This window comes from Halomonas sp. 1513 (assembly GCA_001971685.1).
Classification (GTDB): Bacteria; Pseudomonadota; Gammaproteobacteria; order Pseudomonadales; family Halomonadaceae; genus Franzmannia.
Genome location: CP019326.1, coordinates 1,058,225 through 1,083,814 on the forward strand (window position 1 = coordinate 1,058,225; position 25,590 = coordinate 1,083,814).

25 protein-coding genes are annotated in these 25,590 nt (G+C 67.5%); 14 read left to right on the top strand and 11 right to left on the bottom strand.

The features are described from left to right. Positions 1 to 97: 97 nt before the first annotated feature. Positions 98 to 1,723, top strand: coding sequence for an alkaline phosphatase (locus BWR19_04875; GenBank protein APX92322.1), 1,626 nt, complete (start codon positions 98 to 100; stop codon positions 1,721 to 1,723). Then, positions 1,720 to 3,150 (top strand): mannose-1-phosphate guanylyltransferase/mannose-6-phosphate isomerase, encoded by a 1,431-nt coding sequence (locus BWR19_04880; GenBank protein APX92323.1) that lies wholly within the window; start codon positions 1,720 to 1,722, stop codon positions 3,148 to 3,150. The genes BWR19_04875 and BWR19_04880 overlap by 4 nt, the downstream gene beginning before the upstream one ends. A gap of 28 nt (positions 3,151 to 3,178) precedes the next feature. Here BWR19_04880 and BWR19_04885 read toward each other — a convergent pair whose 3' ends face one another. After that, positions 3,179 to 4,111, bottom strand: a complete 933-nt coding sequence (locus BWR19_04885; GenBank protein APX92324.1) for a lipid A biosynthesis acyltransferase — start codon at positions 4,109 to 4,111, stop codon at positions 3,179 to 3,181. A gap of 3 nt (positions 4,112 to 4,114) precedes the next feature. After that, positions 4,115 to 4,492: a hypothetical protein gene (locus BWR19_04890; GenBank protein ID APX94903.1), complete on the bottom strand. Its 378-nt coding sequence runs from the start codon at positions 4,490 to 4,492 to the stop codon at positions 4,115 to 4,117. Between the two features lie 79 nt (positions 4,493 to 4,571). Between BWR19_04890 and BWR19_04895 the strand changes: the two genes are divergently transcribed. From BWR19_04895 to BWR19_04935, 9 genes are all read left to right on the top strand, one after another. Then, positions 4,572 to 5,249: a methyltransferase gene (locus BWR19_04895; protein APX94904.1), complete on the top strand. Its 678-nt coding sequence runs from the start codon at positions 4,572 to 4,574 to the stop codon at positions 5,247 to 5,249. A 101-nt stretch (positions 5,250 to 5,350) separates the two neighbouring features. Next, on the top strand, positions 5,351 to 6,481 hold the full coding sequence (locus tag BWR19_04900; protein ID APX92325.1) for an ABC transporter permease: 1,131 nt from the start codon (positions 5,351 to 5,353) through the stop codon (positions 6,479 to 6,481). Then, complete coding sequence (locus tag BWR19_04905) at positions 6,481 to 7,293, top strand: ABC transporter ATP-binding protein (protein APX92326.1); 813 nt, start codon at positions 6,481 to 6,483, stop codon at positions 7,291 to 7,293. Before BWR19_04900 ends, BWR19_04905 begins: the two co-directional genes overlap by 1 nt. A 3-nt stretch (positions 7,294 to 7,296) precedes the next feature. Then, entirely contained in the window at positions 7,297 to 8,238 is a 942-nt protein-coding gene (locus BWR19_04910) for a hypothetical protein (protein ID APX92327.1), read from the top strand. Then, entirely contained in the window at positions 8,235 to 8,828 is a 594-nt protein-coding gene (locus tag BWR19_04915) for a hypothetical protein (GenBank protein APX92328.1), read from the top strand. Before BWR19_04910 ends, BWR19_04915 begins: the two co-directional genes overlap by 4 nt. 13 nt (positions 8,829 to 8,841) lie before the next feature. Beyond that, positions 8,842 to 10,470 carry a choline transporter gene (locus BWR19_04920; GenBank protein ID APX92329.1) on the top strand — a complete coding sequence of 543 codons (1,629 nt, stop codon included), beginning with the start codon at positions 8,842 to 8,844 and terminating at the stop codon, positions 10,468 to 10,470. Positions 10,471 to 10,647: 177 nt separating this feature from the next. Continuing rightward, positions 10,648 to 12,054, top strand: a complete 1,407-nt coding sequence (locus BWR19_04925; protein ID APX92330.1) for an MFS transporter — start codon at positions 10,648 to 10,650, stop codon at positions 12,052 to 12,054. Between the two features lie 67 nt (positions 12,055 to 12,121). Then, complete coding sequence (locus BWR19_04930; GenBank protein APX92331.1) at positions 12,122 to 12,970, top strand: 3-hydroxybutyryl-CoA dehydrogenase; 849 nt, start codon at positions 12,122 to 12,124, stop codon at positions 12,968 to 12,970. Between the two features lie 12 nt (positions 12,971 to 12,982). Next, entirely contained in the window at positions 12,983 to 13,756 is a 774-nt protein-coding gene (locus BWR19_04935; protein ID APX92332.1) for an enoyl-CoA hydratase, read from the top strand. 14 nt (positions 13,757 to 13,770) lie between these two features. Here the strand turns inward: BWR19_04935 and BWR19_04940 are convergent, their stop codons facing one another. From BWR19_04940 to BWR19_04960, 5 genes are all read right to left on the bottom strand, one after another. Next, positions 13,771 to 14,397, bottom strand: a complete 627-nt coding sequence (locus BWR19_04940; protein ID APX92333.1) for a CTP--molybdopterin cytidylyltransferase — start codon at positions 14,395 to 14,397, stop codon at positions 13,771 to 13,773. A gap of 1 nt (position 14,398) precedes the next feature. Continuing rightward, positions 14,399 to 15,382 (bottom strand): XshC-Cox1 family protein, encoded by a 984-nt coding sequence (locus BWR19_04945; GenBank protein ID APX92334.1) that lies wholly within the window; start codon positions 15,380 to 15,382, stop codon positions 14,399 to 14,401. A 2-nt stretch (positions 15,383 to 15,384) separates the two neighbouring features. Continuing rightward, positions 15,385 to 17,703, bottom strand: coding sequence for a twin-arginine translocation pathway signal protein (locus tag BWR19_04950; protein ID APX92335.1), 2,319 nt, complete (start codon positions 17,701 to 17,703; stop codon positions 15,385 to 15,387). Beyond that, on the bottom strand, positions 17,700 to 18,167 hold the full coding sequence (locus tag BWR19_04955; GenBank protein APX92336.1) for a (2Fe-2S)-binding protein: 468 nt from the start codon (positions 18,165 to 18,167) through the stop codon (positions 17,700 to 17,702). Before BWR19_04955 ends, BWR19_04950 begins: the two co-directional genes overlap by 4 nt. 126 nt (positions 18,168 to 18,293) lie before the next feature. Next, positions 18,294 to 19,355: a hydroxyacid dehydrogenase gene (locus tag BWR19_04960; GenBank protein ID APX92337.1), complete on the bottom strand. Its 1,062-nt coding sequence runs from the start codon at positions 19,353 to 19,355 to the stop codon at positions 18,294 to 18,296. A 189-nt stretch (positions 19,356 to 19,544) separates the two neighbouring features. On the opposite strand from BWR19_04960, the gene BWR19_04965 reads away from it, so the two are divergent. Then, positions 19,545 to 20,447, top strand: coding sequence for an AraC family transcriptional regulator (locus tag BWR19_04965; GenBank protein APX92338.1), 903 nt, complete (start codon positions 19,545 to 19,547; stop codon positions 20,445 to 20,447). Between the two features lie 9 nt (positions 20,448 to 20,456). Here the strand turns inward: BWR19_04965 and BWR19_04970 are convergent, their stop codons facing one another. After that, positions 20,457 to 20,882: a glyoxalase gene (locus tag BWR19_04970; GenBank protein APX92339.1), complete on the bottom strand. Its 426-nt coding sequence runs from the start codon at positions 20,880 to 20,882 to the stop codon at positions 20,457 to 20,459. Positions 20,883 to 20,985: 103 nt separating this feature from the next. Between BWR19_04970 and BWR19_04975 the strand changes: the two genes are divergently transcribed. Then, on the top strand, positions 20,986 to 21,870 hold the full coding sequence (locus tag BWR19_04975) for a LysR family transcriptional regulator (GenBank protein ID APX92340.1): 885 nt from the start codon (positions 20,986 to 20,988) through the stop codon (positions 21,868 to 21,870). Positions 21,871 to 21,935: 65 nt separating this feature from the next. Continuing rightward, on the top strand, positions 21,936 to 22,724 hold the full coding sequence (locus BWR19_04980) for a 3-oxoacyl-ACP reductase (protein ID APX92341.1): 789 nt from the start codon (positions 21,936 to 21,938) through the stop codon (positions 22,722 to 22,724). 13 nt (positions 22,725 to 22,737) lie between these two features. On the opposite strand, the gene BWR19_04985 is transcribed toward BWR19_04980, so the two are convergent. From BWR19_04985 to BWR19_04995, 3 genes are all read right to left on the bottom strand, one after another. Continuing rightward, positions 22,738 to 23,631, bottom strand: a complete 894-nt coding sequence (locus tag BWR19_04985) for an EamA family transporter (GenBank protein ID APX92342.1) — start codon at positions 23,629 to 23,631, stop codon at positions 22,738 to 22,740. Positions 23,632 to 23,752: 121 nt separating this feature from the next. Then, entirely contained in the window at positions 23,753 to 24,700 is a 948-nt protein-coding gene (locus tag BWR19_04990) for an N-acetyl-gamma-glutamyl-phosphate reductase (protein APX92343.1), read from the bottom strand. A gap of 70 nt (positions 24,701 to 24,770) precedes the next feature. Continuing rightward, positions 24,771 to 25,538: an SAM-dependent methyltransferase gene (locus BWR19_04995; protein ID APX92344.1), complete on the bottom strand. Its 768-nt coding sequence runs from the start codon at positions 25,536 to 25,538 to the stop codon at positions 24,771 to 24,773. Positions 25,539 to 25,590: the final 52 nt, after the last annotated feature.

Sequence of the window (25,590 nt, forward strand, 5' to 3'; positions counted from 1 at the left end):
AGGGGAAGTAAAACAAAGCGAGACATAACTTGTACATTATCCGATTACAGTACATGTTTTAGCGAGCTGCCACCCTATAAAAAAGGATTTCGTACCTATGCGCTGGCTCTTCAGTGGCCTGCTTCTCAATATCCTAGTGCTGTTTCCGCTGTGGTGGCGGTTTACCGAGGTCACGCCGCGACTGATCGCCTGGGAGGCGTGGTGGCTGGCGGCGCTGTTCGCGCTGCTGCCGCTGGCTGCCTGGAGCCTCGCGCTGCGCTGGCTGGCGGTGGCACTGGTGATGGCCGGCGTGCTGGCCGCGCTCGGCGAGGCCGCTGCGCAAATGGCGCTGGGGCGCTCGCTCAACGTCTACCTCGACCTGCCGCTGCTGCGCGCCGTCTACCATCTGCTGCAGGGCAATCTCGGTCAGGTCGCCGCCGTGCTGGCCATGGGCGGCGGCGCGCTGCTGATCGCGCTGGTGATCTGGGGCGTGGCGCGGCTGCTGGCGGCTTCTCTGGGCGCACCGCTCGGTGCCACGTGGCGCTGGTTCACGGTCGTGGCGCTGGCGTTGATCACGCTGCTCGCCGGGCTGGAGATTGCCGGCACCCGGCTGGTGCCGGCGGCGCGCACGCCGCTGATCGATACCTGGCGCTATCAGACCGAGCAGGTGGTGGACACCCACCGCGCCCGCCAGGCGTTCAGCGAGCGGCTCGCCGAGTCGCCGAGCCCGGCCCGGCCGCTGCCGGGGCTCGAGGGGCGCGACGTGATCCTGGCCTTTGTCGAGTCCTACGGCGTTGCCGCGCTGGAGGATGCACGTTACTCGCATGTTTTGCTGCCGACCCTGGCCGAGATGGACGAGCGGCTGGACGCGGCCGGCCTCTCGGTGGTATCCGGGGTACTCGATGCGCCGATCCGCGGCGGCCAGTCGTGGCTGGCCCATGCCACTGCGCTGAGCGGGCTATGGATCGACAATCAGCTATGGTATCGGCTGCTGCTGGGCAGCGATCAGGCCACCCTGATCGACGACTTTCGCGCCACCGGCCAGCGCACCCAGACGGTGATGCCGGCGATCACCATGCTGTGGCCGGAGGGCGAGGCCTACGGCTTCGACGATATCTATGCTGCCGCCGACATCGACTACGCCGGCCCGCCGCTGCACTGGGTGACCATGCCCGACCAGTTCGTGCTCGACTACTACCAGCGTCGGATTCGCGCGCCGCAAGACGCGCCGCTGTTCACCCAGCTCGCCTTGATCTCCAGTCATGCACCCTGGACGCCGATTCTGCCGGTGCTCGAGGATTGGGCGCTGATCGGTGACGGCAGCCTGTTCGCGCCCTGGGAGCACGCCGGCGACCCGCCCGAGGTGCTGTGGCAGGAGATCGAGCGCATCCGCGACCATTACGCCTGGTCGGTCAACTACTCTGTCAAAGCCACTGCACGCTGGGCCGAGTGGGCGGTGGACGACAATACCCTGCTGATCATGCTCGGCGACCACCAGGCCGCGCCGCTGATCACCGGCGAGGGCGCCGGCCTCGGCGTGCCGGTGCATATCATCAGCGGCGACGCCGCACTGCTGGCGCCGTTCCTCGAACGCGGCTTCGTGCCGGGCAGCGTGCCGCCGCCGTCGGAGGGCGCGGCAGGCATGGACCGCCTGCGCGGCTGGTTGCACGAAGACTTCGGTGAACCCGGCGCCGAGCTCGCCCCGCTGGATGACGATCAACGACTGCCAGGAGCCACGCCATGAGCGAGTCCTTGACCCCGGTGATTCTCGCCGGCGGCAGCGGTAGCCGGCTGTGGCCGCTGTCGCGCCAGCACTACCCCAAGCAGTTTCTGGCGCTGGGCGATCAGGGCGGTGCTGACCTCCCGGCCAGCCTGCTGCAGCAGACCCTGGCGCGCCTGGCTGGCTTGCCTCTGGCGCCTGCGCTGGTGGTGGGCAGCGAGCCGCATCGCTTCCTGCTCGCCGAGCAGCTGCGCGCGGCCGGTATCGATGATGCCACCCTGTTGCTCGAGCCGGAGGGGCGCAACACCGCCCCGGCGATTGCCTGCGCGGCGCTATACGCCTGCCGCGACGGCGGCGATCCGCTGCTGCTGGTGCTGCCCGCTGATCACCTGATCCGTGATGCCCAGGCATTCCGCTCGAGCGTGGCGGCGGCGGCAAGCCTGGCGACTGGCGGCGAGCTGGTGACCTTCGGCGTGGTACCCGAGCATGCCGAGACCGGCTATGGCTATCTGCAGCGCGGCGCGGCGCTGGGTGAGTCGGGGTACCGCTTGTCGCGTTTCGTCGAGAAACCCGAGCGCGCCACCGCCGAGGCGTACCTGGCTAGCGGCGACTATCTATGGAACAGCGGCATGTTCGTGTTCCGCGCCTCGCGCTACCTCGACGAGCTGGCGGCGCGCCAGCCGGCCATGCTCGCCGCTTGCCGCGCCGCGCTGGACGCTGCCCGCGAGGACCTCGACTTCCTGCGCCTCGACGCCGAGGCGTTCCGCGCAAGTCCCGCCGACTCCATCGACTACGCGGTGATGGAGCATGCCAGCCGCGCGGCAGTGGTGGCGCTGGACGCCGGCTGGTCGGATATCGGCGGGTTCCAGGCGCTGTGGGAGGCCAGCGCCAAGGACGAACGTGGCAATGCGCTGAGCGGCGATGTGCAGCTTCACGACTGCCGCGGGCTGCTGGTACACGCCGAACAGCGCCTGGTCAGTGCGTTGGGGGTCGAGGACCTGGTGATCGTCGAGACCCAGGATGCGGTGCTGGTGGCCGACCGCCGACGCAGCCAGGAGGTCAAGACACTGGTCGAGGGGCTGCTGGCGGCGGGGCGCGACGAGCCGATCGAGCATCCGCGGGTACATCGGCCCTGGGGCTGCTACCAGGCCATCGAGCGCGGCCAGCGCTACCAGGTCAAGCACATCACGGTGGCGCCGGGGGCGCGCCTCTCGCGGCAGCTGCACCACCACCGCGCCGAGCACTGGGTGGTGGTCAGCGGCACCGCCAAAGTGACCCTCGATGACCGTGAGTTCATGCTTAGCGAGAACCAGTCGGCCTATATTCCCATCGGCGCCACCCACCGCCTGGAGAACCCCGGCAAGATTCCGCTGGAACTGATCGAGGTGCAGTCGGGGAGCTACCTGGGTGAGGACGATATCGTGCGGTTCGACGATCTCTATGGCCGGTGAGGGCAGTGGCTGAGGCGCTATGGGGCGCTTAATAAAGCCGGAACGAGGGGTGGTCAGGGTGCCCCTGCTGCTCCTGGATCACCTTGCGGTAGCGCTTGTACTCCCACTGGTACTGGGCCGGTTCCAGGGAAATGGCGGCCTCCACGCAGGCGTTGACGCCGGCCGCCGAGGCGGTCTCGTCGGTCTCGTAAACGCGGCTGTCGGCGGCCAGGAAGTGGATCACGAAGCCCTTGCCCGGTACCCGCTGGGCCACGCCGGTGACCACCCGCGCCTGGGTGCGGGCGACCAGCTTGGGCAGCAGGGTGGCGGTATAGGCCAGGCGGCCGTAGAAGGGCGCGAACACGCCGCTGCCCCAGTCCGGCTCCTGGTCGGGCAGGATACCCACCGCTTCGCTGCGCTTGAGCGCCTTGAGCAGCGCCGCCACGCCGCGCGGGTTGGTGGGCACCAGGCTGGCGCCCATGCGTTCGCGGCCGTGGCGAATCACCGGATCGAGACGCTCGATCTTGGGGGGCTCGTACATGGCGGTGAACGGGAAGTGGCTCGACAGCCAGAAGTTGAGCACCTCCCAGTTGCCGAAGTGGGGCGCCAGCACGATCACCCCGCGGCCCTCGGCGCGAGCGTCATCGAGCAACTCGCGACCGTGTACATCGATGATCGAGCGCTCCACGCGGCCCGGCTCGGCCATCCAGGCGAAGCCCAGCTCGAGCATGGTGGCGGTGGAGTGAGCGAGACTGCTGCGGGCTAGCCGGCGACGCTCGGCGTCGCTCTGCTCGGGGTAGACCTCGGCCAGGTTGATCTCGGTGACCTCGCGCTCGCGACGGCTGAAACGGTGCACCAGCGGACCGGCGATGCGCGCCAGGCCCCACAGCAGGCCCAGGCGGCAGACGGCCAGGCTACGCCAGAGCCCGGCAATCAGTTTGGCCTGCAGCGGCGAGGAACTGGAGCGTGGCTTGCGACTCATGGTTTAGAACAGCCAGGTGTCGACGTTGTCCGGCGCGCGCTGGGCCTGCAGGGCCTTGATGCCCTTGACGCAGCGAATCACCAGCCACACCACGACCACCAGCCATAGCACGAAGCCGATGGCGATCAAGGTCAGGATCCCCGCCAGCAGGAAGTAGACCAGCGAGATCCAGAAGGTGCGGATCTGGAAGCGGTAGTGCTCGTCGAGCCAGTCGGGGCCCTTGCCGCGGTAGACGTAGGCGATCACCACGCCGATTAGCGAGGTCAGCCCCCCGGTGGCGATACCCGCCAGGTGCAGCGCATAGACCACGATGGGGATGGTGGTATCCGGCCCCTTCGACGGTTCGACCGGGTTGGGCTCGGGCGTGACGGTATCATTCATCGGGTCATCCTTGAGGCTTACCATATGGGCCTTCATGATACCCGCCCTATCCGCCGATGCCAGCACCGAGCCCACCGCCATGACCGAGAGCCCCATCTGCCCGCTGTGCGGTGCCGCCCGCTGCCGCCACTATCACCGCGACCAGCGCCGCGACTACCTGCAGTGCCCGCGCTGCGCGCTGATCTTCGTGCCGCCTGCCTTCCACCTGGCAGCGGCCGAGGAGCGCGCGGTCTACGACCAGCACCAGAACTCGCCGGATGACGCCGGCTACCGGCGATTCCTGTCGCGCCTGTTCACGCCGCTGGCCGCCGAGCTCGCTCCCGGGGCTCGCGGTCTCGACTTCGGCAGCGGACCGGGGCCGACGCTGTCGGTGATGTTCGAGGAGGCCGGCCACCCGATGGCCATCTACGACCCCTACTATGCGCCGGACAGCGCGGTGCTGGCGGGTACGTATGACTTCATCACCGCCACCGAGGTGGTCGAGCACCTGGCGGCCCCCGGCCGCGAACTCGAGCGGCTGGTGGCGCTGCTGCGCCCCGGCGGCTGGCTGGGGCTGATGACCAAGCGGCCGCGTGATCACGCGGCCTTCATCGGCTGGCACTACATCCTCGACCCCACCCATGTGTGTTTCTACGGTGAAGCTACCTTCGAATGGCTGGCCGATCGTCTTGATATGCAGGTGGTGTTTCCGGCGGCTGACGTGGTGATGATGCGAAAGGAGTATCGCGGGACGCCGAATGAGGCGCCGCGACCCTAAAGGCTATCGCCGCATGACCTGACGCAGATTTTCCCTCCCTCCAGCGTGGTAGTGTTGATCTCTGTCAATCACCACCACGCGCAACGCCTAAGGGAATAGCGATGCAATCGGAAGGTAGTCCGGGCTCTCTGCAGCAGACCAACGGTGAGCGCCCCCCGCGCCTGGTGGCGGCCGGCGACTGGACACTGGCCCACTACGCCACGCTGTGTCGAGAGGTCGAGCGCTGGCGGGGAGCTGAAACGCTTGAGCTTGCCCAGGTACAGCGGTTGGACACCGCGGGCGTGGTGCTGCTTGCCCGGCTGCTCGGCGTCGAGGGGTTGAGGGCGCTGGCCGCTAGCGACCCATCGCTCAGCGATGAGCGGCGAGCGCTGCTGCGCACCGTCTGCGAAGCGCTGGTCAAGGTTGGGCAGTCGCCGGCGCGGCAAGAGACGTCACGGCTCGGCGACTGCCTGGCACGCATCGGTCAGCATGTGCAGCTGCATCTGCATAATCTCGTCGGCCTGCTCGGCTTTATCGGGCTGACCCTGGCCAGCGGCGCGCGGGTGCTGTTTCGCCCGCGCCGCTGGCGGATCAACGCGCTGATGAGTCAGATTCAGAACACCGGCCTGAATGCGCTGCCGATCGTTGCCCTGCTGACCTTCATGATCGGGGCAGTAGTGGCGTTTCTCGGCGCCACGGTGCTCGACGCCTTCGGTGCTAGCGTCTACACCGTCGACCTGGTCGCCTACTCCTTCATGCGTGAATTTGGCGTGCTGCTGGCGGCGATTCTGGTGGCCGGCAGGACCGCCAGCGCCTTCACCGCCCAGATCGGCTCGATGAAGGTCAACGAGGAGATCGATGCGCTGCGCGTGCAGGGCTTCGACCCGGCGGAGTGGCTGGTGCTGCCGCGGGTGCTCGCGCTGCTGATCACGCTACCGTTGCTGGCCTTTGTCGGCCTGCTGTCAGGCCTGGTGGGCGGCGGCCTGGTGGCGCTGCTGGCCCTCGACATCCCGCTGGGGCGGATCATGGCCATCTACCGCGACGTGCCGCTGCAGCATTTTCTGGTGGGCATGGGCAAGGCACCGGTGTTTGCCTTTCTGATCGCCGTGATCGGCTGTCGGGAGGGCTTCAGGGTCAGCGGTAGCGCCGAGTCGGTGGGCCAGCACACCACCTCGAGCGTGGTGCAGAGCATCTTCGTGGTGATCCTGGTCGATGCGCTGGCGGCCCTGTTGTTCATGGAGATGGGCTGGTGATGAATACCGAGGACACAACGACGTCTGCCGTGCAGGAGGCGATCATCCAGGTACGCGGGCTACAGAATCGCTTCGCTGAGCATGTGGTGCACGACCGCCTCGACCTGGATGTCATGCGGGGCGAGATACTGGGAGTGGTCGGTGGCTCCGGCAGCGGCAAGTCGGTACTGCTGAGAAGCATCGTCGGCCTGCTGCGGCCAAGCGGCGGCGAGGTAAGGATGCTCGGCGAGCGTCTCGACCAGCTCTCCGAGCGTCGGCGCGTGCTGCTGGAGAGGCGCTGCGGCGTGCTCTTCCAGCAGGGCGCGCTATTTTCGTCGCTGACCGTCACCCAGAACGTGGCGCTGCCGCTGAGTGAGCATCTTAACCTGCCGCGTGCCGAGGCCGAGCGACTGGCCGCGGTCAAACTGGCGCTGGTGGGGCTGCCGGCGCATGCCGGTGAGCTGTCGCCCTCGGCGCTCTCCGGGGGCATGATCAAGCGCGCTGCCCTGGCGCGGGCGCTGGCCCTGGACCCCGATATCCTGTTTCTCGACGAGCCCACCGCCGGGCTCGATCCCATCGGCGCCGCGGCCTTCGATCAGCTTCTGCTGACGCTGACCAACGCCTTCGGGTTGACGGTCTTCCTGGTGACCCACGATCTCGACACGCTGTATACCACGTGCGACAGGATCGCCGTGCTCTCCGGCAAGAGGGTGCTGGTCGCCGATACTCTGAGCGTCGTCGAACAGACCGATGACGAGTGGATTCGTGACTATTTCCATGGTCCTCGTGGGCGTAGTGCCCAGCTGGCCAAACACTCGGCAAGGGAGGCTTGAGCGATGGAGCCACGTGCCAATCACATCATGATCGGTGGCATTACCCTGCTGCTCATCGCTGCCACGGCGCTGTTTGGGCTATGGTTGGCCAGGTTCGGCGACGAGCGTGAAACGCTGACGATCGATGTGGTCTTCCAGGAGGCGGTGAGCGGGCTCGCCGACGGCAGCCGCGTCGAATACAACGGCCTGCGCGTCGGCTCGGTGAGCCGGTTACGCCTCGATGAGACCGACCCGACCCAGGTCATCGCGCGCATTACGGTGGCCGCCGATACGCCGGTGACCACCGATACCCAGGCGCGTATCGCCATGACCAATATCACCGGCTCAGCGCATATCCAACTGAGCACCGACTCCTTGAGCGGGCCGCCGCTGGTCGCCGAGCGGGACGGCGAGGTGCCGGTCATCATTGCCGAGCCGTCGCCGTTCGCCCGCCTGCGCACCAGCTGGGAAGAGTCCATGGGGGGCGTCAATTCGCTGGTCGACAATATCAATCAGGTGTTCTCCGAAGACAACGCCAGCAGCATCTCCTCGATCCTGCGCAATGTCGATCAGGTCAGCCGTTTCGCCCTCGACCATCAGGAACAGGTCGGACTGGCGCTGGACAACCTCGCGCAAACCACTGCATCGGCCAATCTGGCGTTCGAGAGCCTCGACGGCTTGATACAGGACACCAGCCGAATGCTGGATATGCACGGTGAAGAGGCGATGCGCAGCGTATCGGACACGATGCGGCGACTCGACGCCGTTATTGCCTCGGTGGATGACGTCATCAATGACAATCGTGGCTCCCTCGAGCAGGGCTTGCAGGGCGTCAATGCACTGGAGCCGGCGATTCGTGATTTCCGCGATGCGGTCAACACGATCGAACGCACGACCCGTCAATTCGACGCGGACCCGGCCGGCTACATGCTGGGGCGCGAGCGCTTACCGGAGTTCACTCCATGAGGCCTGTCACTGCCAGACTCGGCGCCTTGGCGACGCTGCTGCTGCTCGTGGGATGCACGGTATTTCCCGAGCGTGAGCCGCGCCAGGTCTATCAGCTTCCCGCCTCGCAGCTCGCCGCCAGCCAAGCGCCGCCCAGCGAGTGGGTGTTGAGGGTCGCCAGGCCTGCCGTGGATGAGTCGCAGGGCGGCATGGACATCGTCGTGGCGCCTGATCCGATCACCCTGCAGAGCTACGGCCAGGCGCGCTGGAACGCCCCCGTTCCGGTAATGCTGCGCGATCATTTGATGGAGGCCTTCGTGCGTGATGGACGCCTGGCGCGGGTGGTCTCCGACCAGCAGGGCGTTGCAGCGGACCGGCAGCTGGGTGGGCAACTGCGCGCTTACCGGATCCAGTATGAGCAGGGTGAACCCTTCGCGATGATCGTGTTCGATGCTCAGCTGATCGATCTCTCCGCTAATCGCCTGGTCGGCAGTCAACGCTTCGAGGTGCGCGAGGCGCTCGAGGACGCCTCCGTGGAGCAAGCAGTGATGGCGCTGTGGCGCGCCACGGAGCGGTTCTCCAGCGAGTTGGTCGAGTGGGCAGTCAAATAAGCAAGGAGACCTGATGTATCGCCAAGCCTCTACGGGATTGTTCAAGGGGATGAATGCCCGTGTCACGCTGACCGCCATCGTGATGGTGGGCACGGCGTTAGTCTATGGAGCCTTTTTTACCTGGCACCTATCCGCTGTGTTGGAGGGGGTGCGTGGCGCTATCAACCCCTTCCTCGAGTGGTACTACGTCCTGCTGGTGGCGTTCTTGCTGCTATTCATGATCTGGCTAGGCGTTGGGCGCTTCAAGAACGTCCGCTTGGGTGGCGACAATGAACAGCCAGAATTCACCTTCTTCTCCTGGATTTCGATGCTGTTTGCCGCCGGTACCGGGGTGGGCATCCTGTTCTGGGCGGTGGCCCAGCCGATCATGCAGTTTCAGGAAAACCCCTTTGTGTCCGACGGAATGAGCCCGGATGCGGCGAGGGTGGCGATGCGCCTGACCTACTTCCACTGGGGGCTGAACGGATGGGCGATCTTCTCCTTTGTGGCGCTGGTGCTGGCCTACTTCGCCTATCGCCGCAATCTGCCGCTGACGGTGCGCTCCGGGCTGGAGCCGATCCTGGGTAAGCGCACCCACGGCATCCTGGGTGACATGGTCGACCTGCTGGCGGTGTTCGGCACGGTATTCGGGATCGCCACCACGCTGGGGCTGGGTGTCCAGCAAATGAATGCCGGCCTGGACGCGGTATTCGGGCTGTCGTCGTCGGTCGAGCTGCAGTTGGTCATCACCGCCGTCATCATGAGCGTGGCAACGCTGTCGGTGGTCTCCGGGGTCAAGCGCGGCGTGCGCCTGCTATCCGAGGCTAACTTCTGGCTGAGTATCGCGGTGGTGGTCTTCATGCTGCTGTTCGGCCCTACCCAGTACCTGATTGCCCTGACCATCGAATCCGCCGGCGACTATCTGCAGAACCTGCTGGGCATGACGTTCCATACCAATGCCACCATTGCCGATGGCTGGCAGTCGGAGTGGACGGTGTTCTTCTGGGGTTGGTGGCTTGCCTGGTCGCCTTTCGTCGGCATGTTCATTGCGCGGGTCTCGCGGGGGCGCACCTTCCGCGAGTTCGTGATGGGTGTGCTGCTGGTGCCCACCGTGATCACCATTATCTGGATAGGCCTGTTCGGTGGTACCGCGCTCTATCACGAGCTTTTTGGTGTAGGGGGAATCATCCAGGCCGTTGACGACGATGTGGCCACGGCACTGTTTGCTACGGTGGCGGCCATGGATCTAGGAGCTCTCGGCATCGGTGTGTCGGCGCTGTTGGTAGTGCTGATTGCCACCTACCTGATCACCTCTGCCAATGCCGGGACCCTGGTGATCAACACCATTCTCGCCGGCGGTGACCCTGAACCGCCTACGCTGCACCGGATCATCTGGGGGGCAGTGCTGGGGCTGCTGACGGCGGTACTGCTACTCGCCGGTGGGCTGGAAACGCTGCAGTCGGCGGTGATCATGGCCGCCTTGCCGTTCTCGGTAGTGGTGATCCTGATGGTGGTAGGGCTGCTGAAGGCGCTACATAGCGAGCGGTTCGCAGCGCGTACCGGGTCGCGGACAGAGGCGCCACGCGAGCCGTGGGCGGACCTGGATGACGCCGGGACTCAGGCGACGCCGGTGTCGCCGGATGAGCGCCATCTTCCCCACTGAGCGGTAAGCCACGCCCAGGGGGCCGCTCGATGAGCGGCTTCTAAACAGCCATTGACTTCTCTATTGCCGAGTGTATATTCCCCGCGTCTCCCTGCACACGGCTGGCCTGGCAGGCATTCATCGGCAATTTCTGCCACCCTCGTTCCTGTCGATTCACATGCCTGTGAGGCTGATTTCATGTCGCGGCAACTACTCTCCATGGCGCTGGCGCCGCTGCTGGGGTTGTTCATTCTCGGTATCGGCAACGGCTTCCTCGCCACCCTGATCACCCTGCGCTTGGACGATGCCGGTTATTCTCCGGTGGTCATCGGCTGGGTCTCCTCGGCCTACTTCATCGGCCTGGCGCTGGGCGCGGTGTTCAACGACCGGCTGCTGCTGCGTATCGGCCATATCCGCGCCTACGGCTGCTTCGCTTCCATCGTTGCCGTCACCGTGCTGCTCCAGGGCCTGTGGCTGGACGCCTACGCCTGGTTCGTGCTGCGCCTGATCGGCGGCTGGGCCACGGTGGGCGTCTATCTGGTGATCGAGAGCTGGCTGCTGACCTCCGGCGACCAGAAGGTGCGCGGACGGCTGCTGGCGATGTACATGATCTCGCTCTACGCTGCCGGCGCCATTGGCCAACTGCTACTTGGGGTCACCGACGCCGCCGGGGTCACCCAACCGTTCATGGTGGTGGGCATGCTGGCGGCACTCTCGGTGCTGCCGATGGCGATGATTCCGCGGGTCTCGCCGCTGATCGAGCACGCCGAGCCGCTGTCGCCGTGGCGGCTGATGGTCGTCACCCCCACCGGCGTGGTGGGTAGCTTCGGCTCGGGCCTGCTGGTGGCGGCGATCTACAGTCTGCTGCCGCTCTATCTGCAGCGGGTGGGGCTCTCAGTCAACCAGATTGGCCAAATGATGGCGGTGGTGGTGGTAGGTGCGATGCTGCTGCAGTACCCCATCGGCCGCTGGTCGGATCGCCACGACCGCCAGCAGGTGCTGATCCTGATCGGCGCCTTCTGCGTGGTGATCTCGGCCGGCATGCTGTGGCTGCCGCTCAATACCTGGCTGCTGGCCGGGCTGCTGTTCCTGCTCGGCGGCGGGGTGTTCGCGCTCTACCCGGTGGCGGTGAGCCACGCCGCCGACCGCGCCCCGGCCGGCGCCCTGGTGCGCATGAGCCAGGGCCTGCTGCTGATCAACGCCATCGGCTCGACGCTCAGCCCGCCGCTGATCACGCCGGTGATGAGCGCTGTGGGCGACGGCGGCCTGTTCTGGTCGCTGGGCGCACTGGGGCTGATGCTGGTGGCGTTCTTCATCTGGCGTCGCAGCGTGCGCCCGGCGCCGCTGCCGGTGGCGCCGTTCGCCCCGAGCACGCCGATGACCTCGGTGGGTGCCGAGCTGGGGGTGACCGAGGAACTGATGCAGGGCGCCATCGAGCACGAGCACGCCGAGGATCTCTCGGCGGTGGTGCCCGATGTCGAGGTGGCCGAACCGCTGGTCGGTCCGCCGCGTGAAGACGCCGCGCATATCGAGTATTTCGACGTCGATGCCGAGGCCGGCCCTCACGGCGACGACGCCCGGGTGGAGGAAGGCTCGCGGAGTTAAGCGCTTGCTGCCGCGGCGCTGGACAGGCACCTTATAGGGCTTATGTGCAGCGCAACAGGAGCGAGTGATGAGCGATATGACGATCGGCGTGGTCGGCGCCGGTACCATGGGCCAGGGCATTGCCCAGGTGGCCATTACCAGCGGTTTCCAGGTCGTGATGTGTGATGTTGCCAAGGCGTCCCTCGAGCGCGGCCAGGCGGCCATCGACAAGCGCCTGGCCAAGCTGGTGGACAAGGAGAAGCTCGATGACGCCGAGCGGCAGGCGGCCCTGGCGCGGCTGACCAGCACGACCCAGCTGGATGGCCTGGCCGGCTGCCAGGTGATCATCGAGGCGGCGCCGGAGGACCCTGAGCTCAAGGAGCGCCTGTTCCGTGACCTAGACGCCCTGGCGCCGGATGCCATCCTTGCCTCCAACACCTCGTCACTGTCGCTGACCCGGCTGGCGGCGGTCTGCGAACGCCCCGAGCGGGTGGTCGGCATGCACTTCTTCAATCCGGTGCCGGTACTCAAGCTGGTCGAGGTGATCCGCGCCGAGCAGACCTCGGATGCGACGGTCGAGGCGGTACAGGACCTCGCCGAACGCCTCGGCAAGACCGCGGTACTGATCGCCGACGCCCCGGGGTTTGCCGTCAATCGCCTACTGGTGCCGATGATCAACGAGGCCGCCTTCCTGCTCCAGGAGGGTGTGGCCAGCGCCGACGATATCGATGCCAGCATGAAACTCGGCGCCGCCCATCCCATGGGACCGCTGCAGCTTGCCGACCTGATCGGCCTCGACGTCTGCCTGGCGATCATGGAGGTGCTGCAGCAGGGCTTCGGCGATCCCAAGTACCGGCCCTGTCCGCTGCTCCGGCGCATGGTCGCCGCCGGCTATCTGGGCCGCAAGAGCGGCCGCGGTTTCCACGTCTACGACTGAGCGGAGCGAGTGATGAGCGATAACCTGATCGAACGCAGCGAACGCCACGGCCTCGTCTGCCTGACCGTCAATCGACCCAAGGCGCTGAACGCGCTCAACAGCGCTGTACTTGAGGCCCTGGCCGCCGAGCTCGATGCCCTCGAGGCCGAGCCCGGCCTGCGCGGGGTAGTGATCACCGGCGCCGGCGACAAGGCCTTCGTGGCGGGGGCCGATATCACCGAGATGCGCGAGCTGAGCGCTGCCCAGGCGCGGGACTTCGCCCAGCGCGGCCTGGCCACGCTGAAGCGCCTGGAAGCACTGCCGGTGCCGGTGGTGGCGCTGGTCAACGGCTTCTGCCTCGGCGGTGGCTGCGAGCTGGCGCTAGCCTGCGACTGGGCGGTGGCCAGCGACAACGCCATCTTCGGCCAGCCCGAGGTGGCGCTGGGGGTGATCCCCGGCTTCGGCGGCACCCAGCGCCTGCCGCGCCGGGTCGGCCCGGCCATGGCGCTGGACCTGGTCACCACCGGGCGCAAGATCGACGCCCAGGAGGCGCTGCGCATCGGCCTGGTCAATCAGGTGCTGCCCCAGGCCGAGCTCGACGCCTACGTCGAGCGGCTCGCCAAGCAGCTTGGCGGCAACGGTCCCCAGGCGGTGCGCGCCGCCAAGCAGGCGGTCCACGACGGCCACGACCAGGACCTCGACAGCGCCCTGGCGCTGGAGGCGAGCCTGTTCGCTTTGGCCTTTGCCGGCGACGAGCAGCGCGAAGGCATGGGCGCCTTCGTCGACAAGCGCAAGCCGAACTTCTGATCGGAGCACATCGCTTAGCGGCGAGCTTGCACCATGAAGCCCTCCAGTTCGGCGGGGGTGTCGATATCCCGACAGACCCCGCCATCCTCGACGGCGATCTCCCGATAGCGATCGCGGTGCCGGCGGATGACTTCTCTAGCGCCCTGGTCGCCGTCCAGCGATGCCAATTCAGGCCACAGTTCCCGCCCGAACAGCACCGGATGCCCGGGCCGGCCGGCATGGCTGGGGCGCAGGATGGTTGCGGCATCGGCGTGGTCCTGCAGGCGCCTCAGCGTGGCGGGGGAGATCGCCGGCATATCGCCGAGCAGCACGGCGGCGGCGGCAACGTCGGCTAGTTCGGAGTCGCGGCCAAGCACGGCGATGCCATCGCCGATACTCGCGCCCAGGCCGCGCTCGGCGCGGGAGGCGCGGATGATCGGCGTGGTCGCGGCTAGCCCCAGGGCGTGCGGGTCGTCGTCTTCGCGCAGCACCACCCGCAGCAGGGCAAAGGCCTGTTGAGCACGCGCCAGGGTCGCGGCCAGCAGGGTCTGCTCACCGGTCGACGGCGCGCTGCGCTTGTCCTGGAGGCCGAAGCGCCGCGAATAGCCGGCGGCCATGATGATCGCCACGCAGGCGTTGGCGCGGGGCGGCTCACCGTTCATCTCATAGTTCATCGCGGGCCTTGCCGCGCTGCACGCGCAGGATATCGGCCATCACCGCCAGGGCGATCTCCGCAGGTGCTTTGCTGCCCAGGTCGAGGCCGATGGGCATGTGCAGGCGGGCAACCTCCTCGTCGCTGAGACCGCCGGAACGGCGCAGGCGCTCGGCGCGCGCGTCAGAAGTGCGCCGCGAGCCCATCACGCCGATATAGAACGCCGGCGTGCGCACCGCTTCGATCATCGCCAGGTCGTCGATACGCGGGTCATGGGTCAGGGCGACGACGGCGGTGGCCGCATGGCAGGCGCCGGAGGCGATGAACTGCGACGGCAGCACCCGCTGCAGTTCGACCCCGTCGAGCTCGATGTCGCGATGCTGCTCGTCACGGGGGTCGCACACAATCACTTCGAAGCCGAGGCCCAGAGCAAACCGGGCGCAGGCCTCCGAGACCGGCGAAATGCCGGCGATGATCAGGCGCGCCGCGGGGCCGATGCGCAGCTGGACCGTGCGCCGCTGCGGGTCGCGTACCACCCGCGGCCCGGTGCCGTCATCGCTGAGGAAGTGCCTGCGCCCCGTGTCGAGATCGACGCAGCGCAGTAGCCCGCGCTGCCCGAGCAGCGTGGCGTGGAACACCTCCAGATGGACCAGGGTCTCGGCGTCCGCTGCCAGGCGCTCGACCAGCACGTCGAGGGTGCCGCCACACGGCAGACTGACGCCGGGGGCATCGACGCTGCCGCTGCCCCCGCCGTAGCGCAGGGTGGTCACGGCTGAGTCGAACTCACCGCGCTGCAGGCGTTCGAGAAAATCCTCCTCTACGCAGCCCCCGGACAGCGAGCCGACCTGCCGGCCGTCGCCGCACACCGCCAGCAGCGCCCCCGGCGCACGGGGCGACGAGCCATAGGTGGCCAGCACCGTGCACAGCCACACGCTTTCGCCGTCGCGGGCCCAACTCAGGGCACGCTCGATCACCTGCAGGTCGAGGTGCTGCATGCTCACCCCGCCAGCTGGTTGCCGACCGGCAGGCGGCGGATGCGCTTGCCGGTGGCGGCGAAGATCGCATTGCACAGCGCCGGTGCCATCGGCGGCAGGCCCGGTTCGCCTACGCCGCCCAGCGGTATCTCGGGGTCGTCGTTGATCAGGTGAACGCGGATCTCGCGGGGGGTGTGGGAGAGGCGCGGAATCTGGAACTGGTGGAAGTTGTCCTGCTCGATGCGCCCCTGATCGGCGCTGATCTCGCTGTGCAGGGCGATGCCGATGCCCATCAGGCAGGAGCCCTCCATCTGCGCGCGAATGCGGTCCGGATTGATCTGTGGGCCGCAGTCGAAGGCGATATCGGCGCTGTGAATCGTCACGTCTCCGTCGTCGTTGACCTCCACGTCGAACACCACCGCGGCGTAGGCGGCGAAGCTGTGGTGCACGGCCAGCCCTAGGCCGCGACCCGCGGGGCGCTCACGCTGCCACTCGGCCGCCTCGGTGGCGCGCTCGATCACCCCGCGCAGGCGGCCGATATCGATGGGGTAGCGGTCCGGGTCTTCGCCGTAGTTCCAGGTGTCGTTGACGTCGCGCGGGTCGATCTGGCGCGCCGGCCCCAGCAGCTCGAGCAGATAGTCGCGATGATCGCGGCCCGCGGCATCGGCCATCTCGGCGGCGAAGCTCTGGATGGCGAAGGCGTGGGGCAGGTTGTAGACGGCGCGGAACCAGCCGATGCGCACATGCGCCGAGGCGTCGGGGTTCTCCAGGCGCATGGCGGGAATATCGAAGGGCACCGGGGTGAAGCCCATGCCGAGCTCGAAGTCCTGCTTGTGCTCCGGGTCGGGGGCGAACAGCGAGGCGATGCTCGGCGAGAGGGTGCGGTGGCGCCAGCCCAGCGCCTTGCCCTCGCCGTCGAGGCCGGCCTCCAGGCGGTCCACCGAGACGGCGTGGAAGTAGGCGTGGTGAAGGTCGTCTTCGCGGGTCCACTGCACGCGCACCGGGCGGCCGTCCAGCGCCTGGCTCAGGTAGCTGGCCTCGAGGATGAAGTCGGGCTTGGACTTACGACCGAAGCCGCCGCCCAGCAGGGTCGCGTGGATGGTGACATCCTCGAGCGGGATGCCGAGCTGCTCGGCGACGCCCTCCCGGGCGGCCTGGGGATGCTGCACCGGGGCCCAGACTTCCGCCTTGCCGTCGACGATTCGGGCCAGCGCCACGGGCGGTTCGATAGGGGCCTGGGCCATGTGCGGCATATAGTAGGTCGCCTCGAGGCGCTGTTCGGCGTCGTCCAGGGCGGCGTCGACATCGCCACGTTCGCGAATCACGCGGCCGGCTTCTGTGGCGGCCTGTTCCAACGCCTCGCGGTAGGCAGGGCTGCTGTAGTCGGCGTTGTCCCCGGCGACGTCCAGGTCCCACTCGATCTCGAGCGCATCGCGCCCCTGGATCGCCGGCCAGGTGTTCTCGGCGAGTACCGCCACCCCGCCCAGCGGGGCGAAGCCGCCCGGTTGCCCGGTTCCCGGCACCTCGATCACGCGCACCACCCCCGGGACGTCGAGTGCCGCCGAGTCGTCGACGCCGGCGAGCTGCGCGCCGTAGACCGGCGGCCGGGCGATTACCGCATAGAGCATGTCGTCGAGGTGAACGTCGGCGCCGTAGATGGCGCGGCCGGTGACGATATCCTCGCCGTCGATGGCCAGCGGCGCGTCGTCGCGGACGTTGTCGCGGCCGATATAGCGCCACGCGTCGCGGGGCTTGAGCGTCAGGCTGTCGCGTTCCGGCACCGCCAGCTGGCTGGCCGCGGCGGCCAGCTCGCCGAAGCCGAGTTCGCGGCCGCTGGGGGTGTGAATGATCACATGCACGCCGGCCTGGCACTCATCAATGGGTACTTCCCACTGCTCGGCGGCGGCCTGTTCGAGCATCTGGCGCGCCGCGGCGGCGGCGCGGCGCATGGGATCGAAGGAGTGGCGCATGCTGCGCGAACCGTCGGTGTTCTGGTTGCCGTAGGTCTCCTCGTCGCCCGGGGCCTGTTCGACCCGCACGCGCTGCCAGTCGGCGCCCAGCTCATCGGCGGCGACCATCACCAGGCTGGTGCGGATGCCCTGGCCCATCTCGGCGCGGTGGTTGACCACGCTGACCGTGCCGTCTTCGTCGATGCGGATAAAGACGTTGGGGTCGTCGACCCAGCCGTGGGGCATGGCCTCGGCGCCATAGCTTGTCTGCTCGTCGGCGCTTAGCGGCGCCCAGCGGGCGGCGATGACTAGGGCGCCGCCGGCGGCCAGGCCCTTGAGGAAGTGGCGACGGCTGACGTTGGCCAGTAGCAGCGTGTTGTTGAGGGTCGTCATGCCTGCTGCTCCCCATGCTCGGCGGCGCGCTGGATCGCCTGGCGGATACGCGAGTAGGTACCGCAGCGGCACAGGTTGCCGTCCATGGCCTCGACGATCTGTGCGTCGCTGGGTGACGGTGTCTGCTTGAGCAGGGCCGAGGCGCCCATGATCTGGCCGCTCTGGCAGTAGCCGCACTGGGCGACGCCGAGCTCGAGCCAGGCCTGCTGTACGCGGCTGCCAACGGTGTCATCGGCGATGCCTTCGATGGTGGTGACGTCGCGATCCTGGGCCTGGGAGACCGGGGTGACGCAGGAGCGCACCGCCTCGCCGTCGAGGTGCACGGTGCAGGCGCCGCACTGGGCGATACCGCAACCGAACTTGGTGCCGGTGAGCCGCGCTACATCGCGCAGCGCCCACAGCAGGGGCATCTGGTCGGGCACGTCGAGCTCGTGCTGCTGACCGTTGATCGTCAGGGTGATCATGCGCTATCTCCTTACAGCGTCGTTATTGTGTTCTGAGTGCTCCGCTTCTCCACGCGGGCGTAGCCTCCCTGGCAAGGGTAGCCGATACCCGGTAGTACGCATATTGGCGGGTATCGGCGAGCGCGGTCAGGCGGCGTCGTTCTTCAGGGTGGCCATGTCGATGACGAAGCGGTAGCGCACGTCGCCCTTCTCCATGCGCTCGTAGGCCGCGTTGATATTGTGGATATCGAGCATCTCGATATCGCAGGTGATGCCGTGCTCGGCGCAGAAGTCGAGCAGCTCCTGGGTCTCGGCGATGCCGCCGATCAGCGAGCCGGCCAGCACGCGGCGCTTGAACACCAGGTTGAAGCCCTCGATGGCGGGCTCGATGGGATCGAGCAGTCCCACCAGGATATGGGTGCCATCGTACTTGAGCGCCGCCAGGTAGGGGTTGAGGTCGTGCTGCACCGGCACGGTGTCGAGCATGAAGTCGAAGGTCTCGGCCACGGCCTCCATCTGCGCCGGGTCGCCGGAGACGACCACGTGGTCGGCACCGTTGCGCTTGGCTTCCTCGACCTTGGCCTCTGAACGGGTGAATACCGTGACTTCGGCGCCCAGCGCCTTGGCCAGCTTGACGCCCATATGGCCGAGGCCACCCATGCCGATCACCCCGATCTTGTGGCCGGCGCCGACGCCGTGCTTGCGCAGCGGCGAATAGGTGGTGATGCCGGCGCACAGGATGGGGGCCGCGGCGGCCGGGTCGAGCCCCTCGGGCATGCGCAGCACGAAGTGCTCGCTGACCACGATGCTGTCGGAGTAGCCGCCCTGGGTCAGGGTGCCGTCCTGGCGATCTTCGCTGCCGTAGGTCATGGTGAAGCCGTTGAGGCAGAACTGTTCGACGCCGTCTTCGCAGGCCTGGCAGTGGTGGCAAGAGTCGACCATGCAGCCCACCCCGACCAGGTCGCCGGTCTTGAACTGGGTCACCGCGTTGCCCACCGCGGTGACGCGGCCGACGATCTCGTGGCCGGGCACGAGGGGGAAGGTGGTCATGCCCCAGTCGTTGCGGGCGAAGTGCAGGTCGCTGTGGCAGACGCCGCAGTAGAGGATCTCGATGGCCACGTCGTCGGGACGCGGGGCGCGGCGCTCGAAGGTGAAGGGGGCGAGCGGCTGGTCGCCGGCGTAGGCGGCATAGGCGTGGGTCTGGCTCATGTACATCTCCTCTCGATCGGTCATGCCTCGTGGCGAGGCCATGTCGGCATTATTGGCCGATCGGGGGCAGGGTACGACCGTCGTTTCTCCGGGGTTTTTGCTTATTTCTCCAGAAGCCCGGCCCAGGGGGCTCCACAGCTGCCAAAAATTGACATAATTCGCTGATACTGCTGCTACGAGGAGCTTGTCATGCCGCCATCATCGACGCTGCCCGACCCACTGGTCGACCTGCTGGCGCCACTGATCGAGCGCGACGGCTACACCGCGACGCCGCTGCCCGGCGTGTCGCTGATGGCCATGCATCGCGCCCACGGGCCGGCGCCGCTGATCTATGACCCGAGCCTGATCATCGTCGCCCAGGGCCAGAAGGTGGGCTATCTCGGCGCGCGGGAGATCCACTACGGCCCCGGCCACTATCTGGTCCAGACCCTGCCGCTGCCCTTCGAGTGCCAGACCCACGCCAGCCTTGAGGCGCCGCTGCTTGGCGTGTCGGTGCGCCTGGAGCCGACCCTGCTCGGCGAGCTGGTAACGGCGATGGGCGAGTCGCTGGTCGACGATAGCGCAGCGGATCCGGTGCCGATGGCTTCGGTGCCGATGGCGGCGGGCATGCACGGCGCCGTGGTGCGTCTGCTGGAGAGCCTGCACGAGCCCGGTGCGGCGGCGGCGATGGGCGAGGCGCGAGTGCGCGAGGTGGTGTTCGAGGCGCTCAAGGGCGAGCAGGGGCCGGCGCTGCGCGCCCTGGTGCTGCATCAGGGCCATTATGCGCGGATCGTGCAGGTGCTGACGCGGCTGCAGGTGCACTACGCCGAGGACATCTCGGTGGAGGAGATGGCCCGACAGGCCAACATGAGCCTGTCGACGTTTCACCAGCACTTCAAGCAAATCGTCCACTCATCGCCGCTGCAGTACGTCAAACGGCTGCGCCTGATCAAGGCGCAGCAGCTGCTGATGCAGGAGGCCTGCAACGTCAATCGTGCCGCGGCGGCAGTGGGCTATCGCTGCGTGTCGCAGTTCAGCCGCGACTACAAACGCTACTTCGGCGCCTCGCCGCTGCAGCACCGCCGCGAGGAGCGTGCGCTGCAGGTGTCGTGACGGCGCGGGTTACTTGGCGAACAGCTGGCTCATGTCCTTGAACGCCTTGAACTCCAGGGCGTTGCCGCAGGGGTCGAGCAGGAACATGGTGGCCTGCTCGCCGACCTCGCCCTTGAAGCGCACATAGGGCTCGATCACGAACTCGGTGTCGCGGCCGCGCAGGCGCTCGGCCAGTGCCTCCCACTGATCCCACTCGAGGATGATGCCGAAGTGCGGCACCGGTACGTCGTGGCCGTCGACGGGATTGGTGTGGGCGCTCTCCTGGGTGGAGGTCTTGGGGTGCTCGTGGATCACCAGCTGGTGGCCGTAGAAATCGAAGTCGACCCACTGCTCACTGGAGCGGCCTTCGGCCAGGCCGAAGACCTCGCCGTAGAAGGCGCGGGCGGCGGGCAGGTCGTGAACGGGGATGGCCAGATGGAAGGGCGAGAGGCTCATGGTCGGCTCCTGTGGAGGGTAGTGGATCAGCTCACAGCCTAGGAGAAGCGAAGTCATAATAAAATCAATATATATTTGTTAGAAACACAAAGAGTATTGATGAATGCTTCGTGAGCTGCAGACCTTCATCGCCGTGGCCGAGGTCGGCACCTTCGCCGCCGCCGGCGAGCGCATCGGCCTGTCCCAGGCCGCGGTGAGCGCCCAGATGAAGCGCCTGGAAGCGGCGCTGGGCGTTGCCCTGTTCGAGCGCCACGGACGCAGCGCCCGGCTCACCGTCCGCGGGCGCCACACCCTGCTGCAGGCCCAGGAGCTGGTCAAGCTCTATGCCAGCCTGGGCGCCGACGACGCTGGCCCGGCCGCCGCGGCGCTGGTCTCCATCGGCGCGATTGCCTCGGTGCAGCGCGGCCTGCTGCCCGGCGTGCTGGCACGCTTTCATCGCCACTTCCCCGGCTGCCGTACGCGAGTGATGCCGGGGCTCTCGATGCAGCTGGTGGATCTGGTCGATGCCGGCGAGCTCGACATGGCGGTCAGCATCCGGCCGCCGTTCTCGCTGCAGAGCGACCTGCGCTGGACGACGCTGGCGCGGGAACCCTTCCGCCTGCTGGTGCCCGCCGGCCAGGCCGGCAGCGACTGGCGCGAGTGCTTGAGCGACCGTCCCTTCGTGCGCTACGACCGTGCCTCCTTCGGCGGCCGCCAGGTCGAGCGCTTCCTGCGCGAACGGCGCCTCGGCGTGCGAGAGGTGTGCGAAGTCGACGAACTCGAGGCCATCGTCGAGCTTGTCGCCAACCGCGTCGGCGTGGCGCTGGTGCCGGAGACCGCGGCGCTACGCCACTGGCCCGCCGGGGTCCGCGCCATTGATCTCGGCGCCGACACCTTCCATCGCGACATCGGCCTGGTGCAGCGCGCCACCGGCCAGATCAGCGAGCCGGCCTGGGCGCTGGCCGAGCTGATCGAGCAAGTGGTTAGTGCAAAGGATAATTGTCGCTAGGCGGTGTTGAGGTGCAGGCTCGGCTAGCGATAGTGCTACCCCCATGACGACGACAGGAGAGCAACATGGATCTAGCCATAGCCGGCCGCTGGGCCATTGTCTGTGCAGCCAGCCAGGGATTGGGTTTCGGCTGTGCCGCGGCACTGGCGCGGGAAGGCGTCAATCTGGCCATCAATTCGCGCGACCCGCACAAGCTCGAGGCGGCAGCCGAGCAGCTGCGACAGCTCAACGCCGGCATCGAGGTGCGCAGCGTCGCCGGCGATATCGGTACCCCTGAGGTGCGCACGGCGCTGCTCGATGCCTGCCCGCAGGTGGACATCCTGATCAACAACAATGGCGGCCCGCCGCCGGGAGATTTCCGCGACTGGCAGCGCGACGACTGGGTCGGTGCGGTGGACGCCAACATGATCACGCCCATCGAGCTGATCAAGGCCACGGTGGACGGCATGGCTGCGCGCGGCTTCGGGCGGGTGGTCAACATCACCTCCTCGGCGGTCAAGGCGCCCATCGATATCCTCGGCCTCTCTAACGGTGCACGCTGCGGCCTCACGGGTTTCGTCGCCGGCCTGGCCCGCCAGCCCCAACTGGCCGGCAGCAATGTCACCATCAACAACCTTCTGCCGGGTGCCTTCGATACCCAGCGCCTGGCCGGCACCCTCGACAAGCTGGCGGCCGCCTCCGGCGAGTCACTGGAGACGGTGCGTGAAAAGCGCGCCCAGGCCATCCCCGCCCAGCGCTTCGGCACTGCCGAAGAGTTCGGCAGCTACTGTGCGTTTCTGTGCAGCGCCCAGGCCAGCTATATCACCGGTCAGAACCTGCTCATCGATGGGGGTAATTATCCCGGCACCTTCTGAGTGTCGGCGCCCTTTAGGGCGGCGGCGTCGGCACGACCCGCCTCCTGAAGCGCACCATGCGGGTGGCCACGGCGGTGCCGGTCAGGGTGATCGCCATGCCGATCAGGATCTGCACGCTGAGCACTTCGCCGAGCAGCAGATAGCCCCATAGCAGGGCGCTGACCGGAACCAGGAAGGTCACCGTGGAGGCGGCGGTGGCGCCAGCGCTGGAGAGCAGCCCGAAGTAGAGCAGGAAGGCCACGGTGGTGCTGAGCACCGCCAGCGCCAGGCCGTTGGCCCAGGCCAGGCCGCTGATCGGCTCGCTGGGCCACAGCAGCAAGCCGGGGATCAGCAGGATCAGCGCCGACATCGCCGAGCTGCCCGCGGCCAGCACCCGCACGGGTAGGTGCGAGAGGTGGGTCTTGGAGTAGTTGCCGGCGATGCCGTAGCAGAAGGTGGCACCCAGCACCGCGAGAATGAACCAGCCATCGCCGCCCAGCGCGAAATCGAGTCGATTGGCCGACAGCACATAGACCCCGACGAAGGCCAGCGCCAGCCCCAGGTACTGCTGGCGGCGCACCGGCGTGGTGAAGAACAGCGCGCCGATCAGCGCGGTGAAGATCGGTGTGGTGGCGTTGATCAGCGAGGTGAAGCCGGCCTCCAGCCGGGTGGTGGCCAGCGCCAGCAGGCAGAACGGCAGCACATGGTTGACGAAGCCGAGCAGGAACAGCTGACGCTTGTGCTGCCACACCAGGCTCAGGTAGCGCGCCCCGAGCAGCAGCGGCATCAGCAGCAGGGCGCCGATGCCCATGCGCACCAGCACCAGCGGGACAGGGCCGAACTCGGGTACCGCCACGCGCATGAAGATAAACGACAGACCCCACAGCGAAGAGAGCAGCAGCAGGCGCAGGGTATCGGCGGGAGACATGCGGTGTCCTTGTGAATCGGAAACGACTCAGCTTACGACCCGCGCGGTGAGAAAGAAAGCGCGCTAACGACTGGGCCGCGGCGTAATCTCCGCGGCCCGAGTGACGAACCGAATCAGCGGGTCAGGCGTCGAGCCCGATGCTCTCGTCGAGGCCGAGGTGGACGTTCATGTTCTGTACCGCGGAGCCGGCCGCGCCCTTGCCGAGGTTGTCGAGGCGCGAGACCAGGCACAGCCGCTCGGCGCTGCCGAACACGAACAGGTCGACGCGGTTGGTCTCGTTGCTGCCCTGGACGTCGAAGAAGCCACCGTCGAGGTTGGCCATGTCGTCGACGCCGTGGACGCGCACGAAGGGCTCGTCGGCATAGCGCTCGCGGTAGGTATCGAGCAGCTGCTCGGCACTGGCCCCGCGCTTCAGGTGCGAGCACTGCAGCGGCACCGTGACCGCCAGCCCCTTGAGGAAGGGGCCGACCACCGGTGAGAACACCGGCGGCTGTGCCAGCCGGCCGTGCTGCTGCATCTCCGGCAGGTGCTTGTGGGCCAAGCCCATGGCATAGGGACGCGGTGCCTGCAGCCGGCCGTCGCGGTCGGCCTCGTAGGTGGCGATCAGCTGCTTGCCACCGCCGCTGTAGCCGGTCAGCGAGAAGGCCGAGAGCGGGTAGTCGGGCGGCAGCAGGCCGGCATCGACCAGCGGGCGCACCAGCAGGATGAAGGCGCTGGCGTGGCAGCCGACGTTGGCGATGCGCTTGCTGGCGCGGATCGCGTCGCGCTGGCCAGGTGCCAGCTCGGGCAGCCCGTAGACCCAGGTGGGGTCGGTACGGAAGGCGGTGCTGGCGTCGATCAGGCAGGTATCGGGGTTGTCGACCATCGCCGCGGCCTCGCGGGAGGCGTCGTCCGGCAGGCACAGGAAGGCCACATCGGCGGCATTCAGCAGGCGCGCGCGCTCGGTCGGATCCTTGCGCTTAGCGCTGTCGATGCGCAGCAGTTCGATGTCGGTGCGTGCGTTGAGGTATTCGAACAGCCGCAGGCCAGTGGTGCCTTCCTGCCCGTCTACGTAGACCTTGAATGCCATGCCGTGGGGTGCCTCGCTGAGAACGAATCGAGAAATCGAGTCGGTATTGTGCGGATTTCGCGGCGCCTTGTCACACCCGGGCGCGTACTCTCAGGCGTACGTAGTCGGCGCTCCAGTGGCCGGTGTCATCGCGCAGGCTATGCGCGAGCAGCGTCAGGGTGTTTTCCAGAACCGCTTCGCGCACGTCCTCGTCGAGACCGTGCAGGAAGGGGTTGGCGAAGGTTTCGAGCCAGCCGGCCATGCCGGTAGAGAGAGGCGTGGGGCGCGGTATCAGCGCGATCTCCTCGACCCGGAAGCCGGCGTTCTCGAGCAACCGACGGTACTCCTCGGCGGTGGGGAAGTACCAGGGGTGGCGCCCGCGAGCGCTGATGCCGCGGAACTGCAGCGAGGCCAGCAGCGCGGTACAGATAGCGGCGACGTTGCCGTGGCCGCCGAACTCGGCGACGAAGCGGCCGCCGGGCTTGAGCGCGCGCTTGACCCCGGCGATCACCGCCTGGGGCTCGAGCATCCAGTGCAGCGCGGCGTTGCTGAAGACGGCATCGAACTCGTGGTCGAACGGCAGCTGATGGGCATCGAGCTGCCGCGCGGTCAGGCCGCGTTCGCGGGCGGCGGCGACCATTGCTTCGGAGGCGTCGACGCCGAGAACGTCGACGCCGAGCTTGGCCAGACGCTCGGTGAGGGCGCCGTCGCCGCAGCCGAGGTCGAGGATACGCTCGCCGGCCTGGGGCGCCAGGAGCTTGACCACCTCACTCCCCAGGGTGGGCACGAAGTCGGCGTGACGGGCGTAATCGTCGGCGTTCCAATGCTGGCCCGGAGCGTTATGCGGCGGTTGGGTCATGGCCAAGTCTCGTCGGCAGTGTGATCGAGGCAATATAGCAGTTACACAGAAA

Excerpts from the sequence above, each read along its gene's own strand:
- BWR19_04875 (APX92322.1), top strand. The coding sequence starts at position 98 with ATGCGCTGGCTCTTCAGTGGCCTGCTTCTCAATATCCTAGTGCTGTTT.
- BWR19_04880 (APX92323.1), top strand. The coding sequence starts at position 1,720 with ATGAGCGAGTCCTTGACCCCGGTGATTCTCGCCGGCGGCAGCGGTAGC.
- BWR19_04885 (APX92324.1), bottom strand. The coding sequence starts at position 4,111 with ATGAGTCGCAAGCCACGCTCCAGTTCCTCGCCGCTGCAGGCCAAACTG.
- BWR19_04890 (APX94903.1), bottom strand. The coding sequence starts at position 4,492 with ATGAATGATACCGTCACGCCCGAGCCCAACCCGGTCGAACCGTCGAAG.
- BWR19_04895 (APX94904.1), top strand. The coding sequence starts at position 4,572 with ATGACCGAGAGCCCCATCTGCCCGCTGTGCGGTGCCGCCCGCTGCCGC.
- BWR19_04900 (APX92325.1), top strand. The coding sequence starts at position 5,351 with ATGCAATCGGAAGGTAGTCCGGGCTCTCTGCAGCAGACCAACGGTGAG.
- BWR19_04905 (APX92326.1), top strand. The coding sequence starts at position 6,481 with ATGAATACCGAGGACACAACGACGTCTGCCGTGCAGGAGGCGATCATC.
- BWR19_04910 (APX92327.1), top strand. The coding sequence starts at position 7,297 with ATGGAGCCACGTGCCAATCACATCATGATCGGTGGCATTACCCTGCTG.
- BWR19_04915 (APX92328.1), top strand. The coding sequence starts at position 8,235 with ATGAGGCCTGTCACTGCCAGACTCGGCGCCTTGGCGACGCTGCTGCTG.
- BWR19_04920 (APX92329.1), top strand. The coding sequence starts at position 8,842 with ATGTATCGCCAAGCCTCTACGGGATTGTTCAAGGGGATGAATGCCCGT.
- BWR19_04925 (APX92330.1), top strand. The coding sequence starts at position 10,648 with ATGTCGCGGCAACTACTCTCCATGGCGCTGGCGCCGCTGCTGGGGTTG.
- BWR19_04930 (APX92331.1), top strand. The coding sequence starts at position 12,122 with ATGAGCGATATGACGATCGGCGTGGTCGGCGCCGGTACCATGGGCCAG.
- BWR19_04935 (APX92332.1), top strand. The coding sequence starts at position 12,983 with ATGAGCGATAACCTGATCGAACGCAGCGAACGCCACGGCCTCGTCTGC.
- BWR19_04940 (APX92333.1), bottom strand. The coding sequence starts at position 14,397 with ATGAACGGTGAGCCGCCCCGCGCCAACGCCTGCGTGGCGATCATCATG.
- BWR19_04945 (APX92334.1), bottom strand. The coding sequence starts at position 15,382 with ATGCAGCACCTCGACCTGCAGGTGATCGAGCGTGCCCTGAGTTGGGCC.
- BWR19_04950 (APX92335.1), bottom strand. The coding sequence starts at position 17,703 with ATGACGACCCTCAACAACACGCTGCTACTGGCCAACGTCAGCCGTCGC.
- BWR19_04955 (APX92336.1), bottom strand. The coding sequence starts at position 18,167 with ATGATCACCCTGACGATCAACGGTCAGCAGCACGAGCTCGACGTGCCC.
- BWR19_04960 (APX92337.1), bottom strand. The coding sequence starts at position 19,355 with ATGAGCCAGACCCACGCCTATGCCGCCTACGCCGGCGACCAGCCGCTC.
- BWR19_04965 (APX92338.1), top strand. The coding sequence starts at position 19,545 with ATGCCGCCATCATCGACGCTGCCCGACCCACTGGTCGACCTGCTGGCG.
- BWR19_04970 (APX92339.1), bottom strand. The coding sequence starts at position 20,882 with ATGAGCCTCTCGCCCTTCCATCTGGCCATCCCCGTTCACGACCTGCCC.
- BWR19_04975 (APX92340.1), top strand. The coding sequence starts at position 20,986 with ATGCTTCGTGAGCTGCAGACCTTCATCGCCGTGGCCGAGGTCGGCACC.
- BWR19_04980 (APX92341.1), top strand. The coding sequence starts at position 21,936 with ATGGATCTAGCCATAGCCGGCCGCTGGGCCATTGTCTGTGCAGCCAGC.
- BWR19_04985 (APX92342.1), bottom strand. The coding sequence starts at position 23,631 with ATGTCTCCCGCCGATACCCTGCGCCTGCTGCTGCTCTCTTCGCTGTGG.
- BWR19_04990 (APX92343.1), bottom strand. The coding sequence starts at position 24,700 with ATGGCATTCAAGGTCTACGTAGACGGGCAGGAAGGCACCACTGGCCTG.
- BWR19_04995 (APX92344.1), bottom strand. The coding sequence starts at position 25,538 with ATGACCCAACCGCCGCATAACGCTCCGGGCCAGCATTGGAACGCCGAC.